Source organism: Methylobacterium indicum (assembly GCF_017347565.1).
Taxonomy (GTDB): domain Bacteria; phylum Pseudomonadota; class Alphaproteobacteria; order Rhizobiales; family Beijerinckiaceae; genus Methylobacterium; species Methylobacterium indicum.
The window spans coordinates 2,119,380-2,131,449 of record NZ_AP024145.1; the positions used below are offsets into that span (position 1 = coordinate 2,119,380).

At 69.0% G+C, this 12,070-nt stretch carries 11 protein-coding genes; 8 read left to right on the forward strand and 3 right to left on the reverse strand.

Translation table 11 applies throughout. The features are described from left to right. Positions 1-33: 33 nt before the first annotated feature. Both metW and metX read right to left on the reverse strand, forming a co-directional pair. Positions 34-690: a methionine biosynthesis protein MetW gene (gene metW, locus miv_RS09840; protein WP_207182470.1), complete on the reverse strand. Its 657-nt coding sequence runs from the start codon at positions 688-690 to the stop codon at positions 34-36. Then, positions 687-1,859, reverse strand: a complete 1,173-nt coding sequence (gene metX / locus miv_RS09845) for a homoserine O-acetyltransferase MetX (protein WP_207182471.1) — start codon at positions 1,857-1,859, stop codon at positions 687-689. The genes metW and metX overlap by 4 nt, the downstream gene beginning before the upstream one ends. 248 nt (positions 1,860-2,107) lie before the next feature. On the opposite strand from metX, the gene miv_RS09850 reads away from it, so the two are divergent. Next, a complete protein-coding gene (locus miv_RS09850) occupies positions 2,108-2,950 on the forward strand; it encodes a chorismate mutase (RefSeq protein WP_207182472.1) in 843 nt (280 codons plus the stop codon). Positions 2,951-3,186: 236 nt separating this feature from the next. Here miv_RS09850 and miv_RS09855 read toward each other — a convergent pair whose 3' ends face one another. Beyond that, positions 3,187-4,533: an MFS transporter gene (locus miv_RS09855; RefSeq protein WP_207182473.1), complete on the reverse strand. Its 1,347-nt coding sequence runs from the start codon at positions 4,531-4,533 to the stop codon at positions 3,187-3,189. Between the two features lie 145 nt (positions 4,534-4,678). On the opposite strand from miv_RS09855, the gene cyoA reads away from it, so the two are divergent. The 7 genes from cyoA (at position 4,679) to miv_RS09890 (ending at position 12,014) form a co-directional block, all read left to right on the forward strand. Further along, entirely contained in the window at positions 4,679-5,782 is a 1,104-nt protein-coding gene (gene cyoA / locus miv_RS09860) for a ubiquinol oxidase subunit II (protein WP_207182474.1), read from the forward strand. Positions 5,783-5,912: 130 nt separating this feature from the next. Then, a complete protein-coding gene (gene cyoB / locus miv_RS09865; protein WP_207182476.1) occupies positions 5,913-7,940 on the forward strand; it encodes a cytochrome o ubiquinol oxidase subunit I in 2,028 nt (675 codons plus the stop codon). 10 nt (positions 7,941-7,950) lie between these two features. After that, positions 7,951-8,580 carry a cytochrome o ubiquinol oxidase subunit III gene (cyoC, locus tag miv_RS09870; protein WP_048425768.1) on the forward strand — a complete coding sequence of 210 codons (630 nt, stop codon included), beginning with the start codon at positions 7,951-7,953 and terminating at the stop codon, positions 8,578-8,580. Next, positions 8,577-8,972 (forward strand): cytochrome o ubiquinol oxidase subunit IV, encoded by a 396-nt coding sequence (cyoD, locus tag miv_RS09875; protein ID WP_207182479.1) that lies wholly within the window; start codon positions 8,577-8,579, stop codon positions 8,970-8,972. Before cyoC ends, cyoD begins: the two co-directional genes overlap by 4 nt. 2 nt (positions 8,973-8,974) lie before the next feature. Beyond that, on the forward strand, positions 8,975-9,706 hold the full coding sequence (locus miv_RS09880; RefSeq protein ID WP_425312968.1) for an SURF1 family protein: 732 nt from the start codon (positions 8,975-8,977) through the stop codon (positions 9,704-9,706). 444 nt (positions 9,707-10,150) lie between these two features. Next, a complete protein-coding gene (locus tag miv_RS09885; protein ID WP_425312978.1) occupies positions 10,151-11,476 on the forward strand; it encodes an ATP-binding protein in 1,326 nt (441 codons plus the stop codon). 1 nt (position 11,477) lies between these two features. Further along, positions 11,478-12,014 (forward strand): response regulator transcription factor, encoded by a 537-nt coding sequence (locus miv_RS09890; protein ID WP_048425770.1) that lies wholly within the window; start codon positions 11,478-11,480, stop codon positions 12,012-12,014. The last annotated feature ends 56 nt before the right edge of the window (positions 12,015-12,070 follow it).

Below are 12,070 nucleotides of genomic sequence, written 5' to 3' on the forward strand. Positions count from 1 at the left end.
GGCGACGGCAGCCCGCCGGTCGGCAAGGGGCCGTCACTCCCGCCGGAGCAGGAACACGCCTTGCGTGCCGACGAGGTTCCACACCCACCAGGGCAGGGCGAAGCGCATCGGGTGGCCCGAGGCGTCGAGCGCCGAGGCGCGCTCGATCCGGGCGCCGACGAGGCGACACAGGCCCACGAAGTCGCGGATCGTGCAATGGTGGATGTTCGGCGTCGCGTACCAGGGATCCGGTAGGGTGTCGGTCACCGGCATCCGCCCGCGCAGCATCAGCTCGCTGCGCACCCGCCAATGGCCGAAATTCGGGAACGACACGATGGCATGCCGGCCGATGCGCAGCAGGTGCTCCAGGACCTCCTTGGGCTGGCGCGTCGCCTGGATGGTCTGCGACAGGATCACGTAGTCGAAGGCGTCGTCCGGGTAGGCCGCGAGGTCGGTGTCGGCGTCGCCCTGGATCACCGGCAGGCCGTGGGCGAGGCAGGCATTGACGCCCTCGCGCGAGAGTTCGATGCCCCGGCCGTCGACGCCGCGCCGGTCGCGCAGGAGCGCGAGCAGCGAGCCGTCGCCGCAGCCGACGTCGAGGACCCGGGAGCCGGGCTCGACGAGGTTGAGCATCACCAGGTGGTCGATGCGCGAGGAGCCGGTGGCGTCCTGGGGCAGGATGGCGGGGGCGAGGGGCGCGGAGGCGTTCACAGGCCGCGCTCCCGGGCCGCCGCCGCGATGAAGCCCCTGGCCGCCGAGGTCATCGCCGGCTCGTCGAGCAGGAAGGCGTCGTGGCCCTTGTCGCTCTCGACCTCGACGAAGGCGACCGGCGCCGCCGCCGCGTTGAGCGCGTGGACGATCGCCCGCGAATCGGCGGTCGGAAACAGCCAGTCGGAGGTGAAGGACATGATGCAGAACCGCGTCCTGGTGCCCCGGAAGGCGTTGGCGAGCACGCCGCCGTGGTCGGCGGCGAGGTCGAAGTAATCCATGGCCCGGGTCAGGTAGAGGTAGGCGTTGGCGTCGAAGCGCTCGACGAAGGTGATGCCCTGGTGGCGCAGGTAGCTCTCGATCTGGAAATCGGCGTCGAACGAGAAGGTCGGGGCGTCCCGGTCCTGCAGGCGGCGGCCGAACTTCCGGTGCAGCGCCGGTTCCGACAGGTAGGTGATGTGGGCGCCCATCCGGGCGACGCCGAGGCCCTTGGCGGGGCGCGTGCCGACATCGAGGTAGCGCCCGCCATGCCAGTTCGGATCGGCCAGGATCGCCTGCCGGCCGACCTCGTGGAAGGCGATGTTCTGGGCCGAGTGGCGGGCACCCGTGGCGATCGGCATGGCGGCGAAGACCCGGTCGGGGTAGCTCGCTGCCCATTGCAGCACCTGCATCCCGCCCATCGAGCCGCCGATGCACAGAAAAAGGTCCTTGATGCCGAGCCGGTCGAGCAGCATCGCCTGGCCGCGGACCATGTCGCGGATCGTCACCAGCGGGAAGTCGAGGCCGTAGGCCCGGCCGGTCGCCGGGTCGAGGGAGGCCGGTCCCGTCGTGCCCATGCAGGAGCCGACGACGTTGGCGCAGATCACGAAGTAGCGGTCGGTGTCGACCGGCTTGCCGGGGCCGACCAGGCGCTCCCACCAGCCGGGCTTGCCGGTGACCGGGTGGGTGTTGGCGACGTGCTGGTCGCCGGTCAGCGCGTGGCAGACCAGCACCGCGTTGCTGCGCTCGGCATTGAGCGTCCCGGCCGTCTGGTAGGCGATCTGCCAGGGCGCCAGTTCCACCCCGGCATCCATCATCAGCGGCGCGTCGGGCCCGAACTGGGCGACGGGGCTCGTCGGCTCGACCGCCTGGGAGGCGGCCTCGGTCCCGGGCTTCAGGAGAGGTGTGGCCATGCTTCTCACGGGGCTGGCGCCGGATGGCGGGCGTTAACGAAAAATCCGGAAGTCGTTCGTTCTCCAAACCGGACCGGCCGTTAAAGCGTCCGAAATTTCCGCTTCAACGGACGAAAGAGGTAGGGCTTCGCTGTCGCGCCGTCAATCGACGGAAGAACGATCTCCGGAGGCCCGCACGATGCCGGCCCTGGCCCGCGGGCGGCGGCGGTCGTAAGACGGATCTTCCCGCCGCCTCATCCCGCGAAGCCATGACGTCGCCCCCGCCCACCGACCTCGCCGCCCTCCGGGCCGATATCGACCGCATCGATTCGGCGATGCACGACCTCCTGATGGAGCGCGGCCGAATCATCGACCGGCTGATCGCCGTCAAGAAGACCTCCGCCTCCGGCTCGGCCTTCCGGCCCGGCCGCGAGGCCTCGATGATGCGCATGATCGCCGAGCGCCACCAGGGGCTCCTGCCGCTCGACACCGTGGAGGGGATCTGGCGCGTCATCATCGCGACCTTCACCTACGTGCAGGCCCCGTTCGCGGTCCATGCCGACGTCTCGGGCGGCGACGCGCCGATGCGCGATTCGGCCCGGTTCCATTTCGGCTTCACGGTGCCGTACCGGCCCCATCCGAGCGCGGCGGCGGTCATCGCCGCGGTCGCCGCCTCGCGGGGCGATCTCGGGGTCTTTCGCCTCGACCAGGGCGTGACCGCCGGGGCCTGGTGGCGCCAGCTCGCGGGCCCCGGCCGCCCGAAGGTGATCGCCCGGCTGCCCTTCATCGAGCGGCCCGGCCATCCGGCCGGCACGCCCGTCTTCTGCGTCGCCAAGCCTCTCGACGACCCGAGCGCGGCCCAGCGCGACTGGGTGCTCTACGCCGCGAGGTTCGAGCGCTGGCGCGACGAGGCGGCCGACGCGGTGGCGGAGCTGGGAGGCGAGGTGGTGGCGAGCGCCGGAATCGGCGGGGGCCTGAGCCAGCTCCTGGCGCTGCCCGGGAGCGTGAGCCCGGAGGAGGCGCAGGCGGCGCTGGCGAAGGCCGGGGCGACGCCGGGGGCCTTCGAGGAGATCGGCAGCCACGCGGCGCGGTTCCGGGTGGGGGAGGGGTAGACCATAATCAGGTCTTGAAGCAACGTTTCAAGAAAAAGCGCGATCCCCTCTCCCGTGTGGGAGAGGGGTCAGGGGTGAGGGTGATACGCTTCCGTATGAAGCTGTGACCGTCGTGCTGGCAGCTCGACTGTTCAGGGTCATTGTGGAAGCCGAGCCACCCTGCGCGATCTTCGATCGCCCCTACCCCTCTCCCACTCGGGAGAGGGGATCCCGCGCTCCGATCGACTTACCTTGCGTTAAGCCGTCGTACCCAGCCGCCGGTTGAGCCCCAGCGCCGCCAGCGTGCAGACCGCACCCGACAGCAGGTACACCCCGACCCACGGCAGCCCGAGATGGCTCGACGCGTAGAGCGCGACCAGCGGCGCGAAGCCCGCGCCGACGAGCCAGGCGAGGTCCGAGGTCAGCGCCGAGCCGGTATAGCGGTACTTGGTGCCGAAATTCTCCGCGATGGCGCCCGAGCTCTGGCCGTAGGCGAGGCCGAGCAGCGCGAAGCCGACCACCACGAAGATCGTCTGGCCGGGCATGCTGTCGCCGAACAGCAGCGGGGCGATGATGCTGCCGAGCGCGAACAGGCCGATCAGCGCGGCGGCGAGGGCGATGGTGGAGCGACGCCCGATCTGGTCGGCGATCAGGCCCGACATGACGATCGTCATCGTGCAAATGACGGCGCCGGCGAACTGCACCATCAGGAACTCGCCGACCGAGCGGCCGGTGAACAGGTTGATCCAGCTGACCGGGAACACCGTCACGAGGTGGAACAGGGCGTAGCAGGCCAGCGGCACGAAGGCGCCGACCACGATGTTGCGGCCGGTGGCCCGCACCGTGTCGACGACCGGCTCGGGCTCGAGCTCGTCGGCCTCGAGCAGGCGGCGGAATTCTTCGGTCGCCACGAGGCGCAGCCGCGCGAACAGGGCCACGACGTTGATCGTGAAGGCGACGAAGAACGGGTAGCGCCAGCCGAAGCCCATGAAGTCGGCATCCGACAGCTGGAGCTGGAAGAACGCGAACAGCCCGCTCGCCAGCATGAAGCCGACTGGGGCTCCGAGCTGGGGCAGCATCGCGTACCAGCCGCGGCGGTTCTTCGGGGCGTTGAGGGCGAGCAGCGAGGCGAGCCCGTCCCAGGCGCCGCCGAGCGCGAGGCCCTGGCCGATGCGGCAGGCCGCCAGCAGCACCGCCGACCAGTGCCCGATCGTCTCGTAGCCCGGCAGGAAGGCGATGAGGCAGGTCGAGAGGCCGAGCAGGAACAGCGCGATGGTGAGCTTGGTGGCCCGGCCGTAGCGCCGGTCGATCGCCATGAACAGCACCGAGCCGATCGGGCGCGCCACGAAGGCGAGGGCGAAGAGCCCGAACGCATACAGCGTGCCGGTCACCGCGTCGGCCCACGGGAACACGAGGCGCGGGAAGACCAGCACGCAGGCGAGGCCGAACACGAAGAAGTCGAAGAACTCGGACGTGCGGCCGATGATGACCCCGAGGGCGATCTCGCCGGGGGCGACGTGTCCCGGCTCCGACGAGACCAGGCGGGCGTCCCGTTCCGGCTTGGAGGAGGAGGCGGCGGCGGGATCCGCCGTGATCGTGGCCATATCGGAATCCTGCTTCGTCACTCTACGAAGGTCCCTTCCTTAGAGGAGAACCGGCCCTCTGGGGGCCTGGACAAAACGTCCAATCCCGCAAGGGGGCCGGCGGGCGTACACGACAGGAGCCGAAAGCTGATCGTCCGGGCTGCCCGTGAAACACTTGCGCCTCCTCCTCGTACTTCCGTTCATCCTCCTCACCGGAGGATGCAATATGGTGCTGCTCTCGCCGTCGGGCGACGTGGCGCTGCAACAGCGTAACCTGCTGATCGCCTCCACGGTGCTGATGCTCCTCATCATCGTCCCGGTGATGGCGCTCACCATCGCCTTCGCCTGGCACTATCGCGAGGGCAACAAGAAGGCGGTCTACGACCCGGACTTCCATCACTCGACCGGTCTCGAGGTGGTGATCTGGTCGGCGCCGCTCCTGATCATCGTCGCCCTCGGCGCGCTGACCTGGCTCGGCACCCACCTGCTCGATCCCTACCGGCCGGTCACCCGCATCAGCGCCTCGAAGCCGATCGTGTCGAGCGTCGGCGATCCGATGGTCTCGGGCAAGCCCCTGGTGATCCAGGTCGTCGCCCTCGACTGGAAGTGGCTGTTCCTCTACCCCGAGCAGGGCATCGCCTCGCTCAACGAGGTCGCCGCCCCCGTCGACCGGCCGATCGAGTTCCGCATCACCTCCTCGTCGGTGATGAACTCGCTCTTCATCCCGGCGCTCGCCGGCCAGATCTACGCCATGCCGGGCATGCAGACGCGGCTGAACGCCGTGATCAACAAGGCCGGCGACTACGAGGGCTTCTCGGCCAATTACAGCGGCGCCGGGTTCTCGCACATGCGCTTCACCTTCAAGGGCGTCGACGAGGGCGCGTTCAGCGCCTGGGTCGCCAAGGTCAAGCAGGAGGGCGGCGGCCTCGACCGGGCCGACTACCTGAAGCTCGAGCGCCCGAGCGAGAAGGAGCCGGTGCGCTACTACAAGACCGTCGACGCCGACCTCTACGACGCGATCCTCAACATGTGCGTCGACCGCGCCAAGATGTGCATGCACGACATGGCGGCGATCGATGCCCGCGGCGGCGGCGGCCGCGAGGGCCTGCACAGCGTGATGAGCCTCACCTACGACAAGGCCGTCCGCCGCGGCACCGGGGCGACCCAGCAGGCGACCTTCGTCACCGCGCTCTGCACCCCCGCCGACGCCTACGGTCTCGGCAACGCCGCCAAGACGGCCGCCGCGAACGCGACGCCGCGCGTGAACTGAGCCGCTTCCGCCGGGCCGGTCACCGGTCCGGCGGCGACACCGACGCGGGAACGACGAGCCGTCCGGAGCCGCCCCGTGCGGGTCCGCCGGCCCGGACCCCGACGACGCTACCTGCACTCCAGGCTGAGCCATGAATTCCGAACCCAACCCGATCGACACCTATCCGCATTGGTGGCGGCTGCTGTTCGGCCGCTTCACCCTCGAATCCCTGCCGCTCCACGAGCCGATCGTGGTGGTGACCTTCCTGGCGGTCGCCGTCGGCGGCCTCGCCGTCCTCGGCCTCGTCACCCGCTACAAGCTGTGGGGCGTGCTCTGGCGCGACTGGTTCACCAGCGTCGACCACAAGAAGATCGGGATCATGTACATGGTCCTGGGGCTCGTCATGCTGCTGCGGGGCTTCGCCGACGCGGTGCTGATGCGCTCGCAGCAGGCGATCGCGCATGGCGGCTCCGACGGCTTCCTGCCGCCGCATCACTACGACCAGATCTTCACCGCCCACGGCGTGATCATGATCTTCTTCGTGGCGATGCCGCTGGTCACCGGGCTGATGAACTACGTCGTGCCGCTGCAGATCGGCGCGCGTGACGTCGCCTTCCCGTTCCTGAACAACTTCAGCTTCTGGATGACCACCGGCGGCGTCGTGCTGACGATGATGTCGCTGTTCATCGGCGAGTTCGCGGCGACCGGCTGGCTGGCCTATCCGCCGCTGTCGAACATCGCCTACTCGCCGAGCACCGGCGTCGACTACTACATCTGGGCGCTCCAGATCGCCGGCATCGGCACGACATTATCGGGCGTCAACCTGATCGCCACCATCGTCAAGATGCGGGCGCCCGGCATGTCGATGATGAAGATGCCGGTCTTCACCTGGACCTCGCTCTGCACCAACATCCTGATCGTCGCGTCCTTCCCGGTCCTCGGCGCGGTGCTGGCGCTCCTCACCCTCGACCGCTACGTCGGCACCAACTTCTTCACGAACGATCTCGGCGGCAACCCGATGATGTACGTGAACCTGATCTGGATCTGGGGTCACCCCGAGGTCTACATCCTGGTGCTGCCGGCCTTCGGCATCTTCTCCGAGGTGACCTCGACCTTCTCCGGCAAGCGCCTGTTCGGCTACGCCTCGATGGTCTACGCCACGGTCGTCATCACCATCCTGTCCTACCTGGTCTGGCTGCACCACTTCTTCACCATGGGGTCGGGGGCGAGCGTCAACTCGTTCTTCGGCATCACCACGATGATCATCTCGATCCCGACGGGCGCGAAGATCTTCAACTGGCTGTTCACGATGTATCGCGGCCGGATCCGCTTCGATCTGCCGATGATGTGGACCGTCGCCTTCATGCTGACCTTCGTCGTCGGCGGCATGACCGGCGTGCTGCTCGCCGTGCCCCCGGCCGACTTCGTGCTGCACAACTCGCTGTTCCTGGTCGCGCACTTCCACAACGTGATCATCGGCGGCGTGCTGTTCGGCCTCTTCGCCGGCATCTACTACTGGTGGCCGAAGGCCTTCGGCTTCCGCCTCGACCCGTTCTGGGGCAAGGTCTCGTTCTGGTGCTGGGTCGTCGGCTTCTGGGTCGCCTTCACGCCGCTCTACATCCTCGGCCTGATGGGCGTGACCCGGCGGATGAGCTCGTTCTCGGGCACCGAGTACCAGCCGCTCTTCGTCATCGCGGCCTTCGGCGCGGCACTCGTCGCCTGCGGCATCGGCGCGATGATCGTCCAGTTCGCCGTCAGCATCCTGCGCCGCGAGCAGCTGCGCGACCTCACCGGCGATCCCTGGGGCGGCCGCACCCTCGAATGGGCGACCTCCTCGCCGCCGCCGGACTACAACTTCGCCTTCACGCCAATGGTGCATGACGGCGACGCCTGGTGGGACATGAAGAGCCGCGGCTACCAGCGTCCGGTGGACGGCTACAAGGCGATCCACATGCCCAAGAACACCGGCGCGGGCGTGATCATCTCGGCCATCGCCACCGTCTTCGGCATCGCCATGGTGTGGTACGTCTGGTGGCTCGCGGCCCTGGCCTTCGTGGGCGCGATCGCGGCGACCATCATCCATACCTTCAACTACGACCGCGACTACTACATCCCGGCCGACGAGGTCGCGCGGACAGAGGCCGAGCGCACCCGCACCCTCGCCCTCGTGAAGGCCTGAGGACCCCGACATGGCACAGTCACACACGGCCGCAGCGGACGACGGCGAGCTGCACTTCTACGTCGCCGACGAGCACGGTCACGCCGAGGGCGGGACCATGCTCGGGTTCTGGCTCTACCTGATGAGCGACTGCCTGATCTTCGCGATCCTGTTCGCGACGTACGGCGTGCTCGGACGGAACTACGCGGCGGGCCCGTCCGGCGCGGACCTGTTCGACCTCAAGCTCGTGGCGGTGAACACCTCCATGCTCCTGTTCTCCTCCATCACCTACGGCTTCGCCATGCTGGAGATGGAGAAGGGCGACCAGCGCATGACCCAGCGCTGGCTGGCGATCACGGGAGCCTTCGGCCTCTGCTTCATCGGCCTCGAACTCTACGAGTTCGCCCACCTGATCCACGAGGGCGCCACGCCCCAGCGCAGCGCCTTCCTGTCCTCGTTCTTCACCCTGGTCGGGACGCACGGCGTCCACGTCACCTTCGGGTTGATCTGGCTCGTGACCCTGATGGTGCAGGTGCACCAGCGCGGCCTGATCCCGGCCAACCGCCGCCGGCTGATGTGCCTGAGCATGTTCTGGCACTTCCTCGACGTGATCTGGATCGGCGTCTTCACCTTCGTCTACCTGATGGGGTCCCTGAAATGAGCGCCCGCGCTCCCGTCTCCGACAACGTGCACGTCGAGGTCGTCCACGACCACCACGAGGCCGGCCACGGCAGCCGGCGGGAATACATCACCGGCTTCGTCCTGTCGGTGATCCTGACGGCGATCCCGTTCTGGCTGGTGATGGCGGAGGTCTTTTCGGATTCCCGCGTCACCTCGCTCGTCATCATGGCCTTCGCGGTGGCGCAGATCGTAGTTCACATGATCTACTTCCTGCACATGAACGCCCGCTCGGAAGGCGGCTGGACCATGATGGCGCTGATCTTCACGGTCGTGCTCGTGGTGATCGCGCTCTCGGGCTCGCTCTGGGTGATGTACCACCTCAACACCAACATGATGCCGATGTCGCCGGGCGACATGCGCAACATGCCGTGACGGTGACGGGCCGAGACCTGACGAACCCCGCCGGGACGGCACCGCCGCCCCGGTCGAAGCGCCTCCTGCTGGTGGCGCTCTGCCTCCTGGCGACGACGGCATTCGTCGCCCTCGGGATCTGGCAGGTCGAGCGTCGGTCCTGGAAGCTCGATCTCATCGCCCGCGTCGAGGCCCGGCTCGCCGCCCCCCCGGTTCCGGCGCCGGGCCGGGCCGACTGGCCGAGGATCACCCGCGACGCCGACGAGTATCGGCGCGTGACGGCGACCGGCCATCTCCTGCCGGACCGCGCCGTGCGCACCATGGCCCTGACCGAGAAGGGCGCCGGCTCCTGGCTCGTCGAGCCTCTCGTCACGCGGGCCGGCGAGACGATCCTGATCAATCGCGGCTTCGTGCCGCCCGACTGGAGCGCGCCGGCCGGAGACGGGGAGGGGACCGTCACGGTGACGGGCCTCCTGCGGATGACCGAGCCGGGCGGCGGCTTCCTGCGCGGCAACGACCCCGCCCACGACCGCTGGTACTCCCGCGACGTCGCGGCGATCGCCGCGGCCAAGGGGCTGACGGACGTGGCGCCCTACTTCATCGACGCCGATGCCTCCGCCAACGCCCCCGGCGCGCCGGTCGCCGGCTTGACCGTGGTCACGTTCCGCAACCATCACCTGATCTACGCGCTGACTTGGTTCGGGCTCGCCCTGATGGCGGGGTATGCGGTCTATCGGCTGCTGCGCGAGCGGTGAGGCGGGTCTTTCCGACGTGATGAGTTCGAGACGGGACGTGCGCGTGAGAACCTTCCCCTCTTCGCCCAGGGCTGTCCGAGGGAAGGAAAATGCGCGGGTTTCCCCTCTCCCCGCGGGCGGGGAGAGGCCTTCGCCCCCCTTGTCGGGGGCGAAGGGAGCAGCGAACCGCAGGTTCGCCGCGAGGGTGAGGGGGTGCTGCCGAAGGAGCCTCACGCGTCGAGACCCCCTCACCCCCGCTTCGGCTGCGCCTGCGCTTGCCGCGTCTCCTGAACGGACACGCGGCCCTCTCCCCGCCCGCGGGGAGAGGAGAAGCCCGCGCTCTTCTCGTCTCGAAAGTCTCCCCGTACAGCCCTCTCCCGCAGAGCGGGGAGGGGGGTCGGCCGCGCGGGCTGTACGCTCGTGACCGACTGGGCTGACTTGCACCGCACCGCCCGCGCCACGCTGATCGCGACCGCCCGGCACCTCGGCATCGGCTCGCTCGCGGGTCTCGGCGAGGCGGGGCCCTCCGACGACGACCAGGATGGGGGCCGCCAGAATCTGCTGCTCCTAGTGCAGCTGCGCTGGATCGCCGTGGCGGGTCAGGTCGTCACCATCGCGGTGGCGCAAGGCGGCCTCGGCATCGCCCTGCCGCTCGGGGCCATGGCGGTGGTGCTCGCCGGCCTCGTCCTCCTCAACCTCGTCAGCCTCGGCTGGATCGCCCGCGGCGGCCCGGTCACCGAGGGGGCGCTGTTCGTGGCGCTCCTCCTCGACGTGGTGGCGCTCACGGTGCAGCTCTCGCTCAGCGGCGGGGCCACCAACCCGTTCACCTCGCTGTTTCTGCTCCAGCTCACCCTGGCGGCGGTGCTCCTGAGCAGTCGGGCGACGATCGCCCTCGTGGCGCTCACCACCGGTGCGCTCGGCGTCCTGATGCTGGCCTACCGGCCGCTGGTACTGCCCCAGGGCGAGGGTGAGACCGAGCTGTTTCGGCTCTACCTCGTCGGGATGCTGGTGAGCTTCGTGATCGACGCGGCCCTGATCGCGGTGTTCGTCACCCGGATCTCGCGCAATTTGCGCCGCCAGGACGCGCGTCTGGCTGACCTACGCCAGCGGGCGGCCGAGGAGGACCACATCGTCCGGATGGGGCTTCTGGCCTCGGGCGCCGCGCACGAGCTCGGCACGCCGCTCTCCTCGCTCTCGGTGATCCTCGGCGACTGGCGCCGGATGCCGGAACTCACCGCCTCGGCCGATATCGCCCGCGAGATCGAGGAGATGCAGGAGGCGGTCGGGCGCTGCAAGGCGATCGTCACCGGCATCCTGCTCGCCGCCGGCGCGGCCCGCGGGGAGGCGCCGCACCTCACCACCGTGCGGAGCTTCGTCACCGAGCTTGCCGGCGACTGGCGCCGGATGCGCTCCTGCTTCTGCCTCCAGGTCCGCGACGAGTTCGGCGAGGACCAGGAGATCGTCTCCGACACGGCCTTGAAGCAGGTGTTGTTCAACGTCCTCGACAACGCCCTCGACATGTCGCCGACCTTCGTCGAACTGGTGCTCCTGCGCGACGGCGATACCCTGCGGCTCTCGGTCACCGATCGCGGCCCGGGTTTCGCGCCCGAGATGCTGGCGCGCCTCGGCCAGCCCTATACATCGAGCAAGGGCCGCCTGGGCGGCGGGCTCGGGCTCTTCCTCGTCGTGAACGTCGTGCGCAAGCTCGGCGGCACCGTGGAGGCCCGCAACCGCAGCTATGGAGGCGCCGTCGTGACCATCAGCCTGCCGCTCGCGAGCCTGACGGTGTGAGATGGCCGACGAGGATCGCCTGCTCGTCATCGTCGAGGACGACGACCGCTTCGCCGCCACCCTGACCCGCTCGTTCGAGCGCCGCGGCTACACGGTGGTGAGCCTTCCCGGCCTCGCCCCCCTGGAGGCGCTGCTCGCCGAGCGCACCCCGGCCTACGCGGTGGTCGACCTGAAGCTCAACGGCGAATCGGGTCTGGCCTGCGTCAAGGCGCTCCACGACCACGACCCGGAAATCCTGACGGTCGTGCTCACGGGCTATGCCAGCATCGCCACCGCCGTCGAGGCGATCAAGCTCGGCGCCTGCCACTACCTGGCGAAGCCCGCCAACACCGACGACATCGAGGCGGCGTTCTCCAAGGCGGCGGGAGACGTCGACGTCTCCCTCGACGGGCGACCGACCTCGATCAAGACGCTCGAATGGGAGCGCATCCACCAGACCCTGGTCGAGACCGACTTCAACATCTCGGAAACCGCGCGCCGGCTCGGGATGCACCGGCGCACGCTCGCCCGCAAGCTCGACAAGCAGCAGGTCAAGTAGGCCCGCCGCGCCTGAACAATCCCGCATGGCTGGGGCGTGCGGAATGCGGTTTCGCA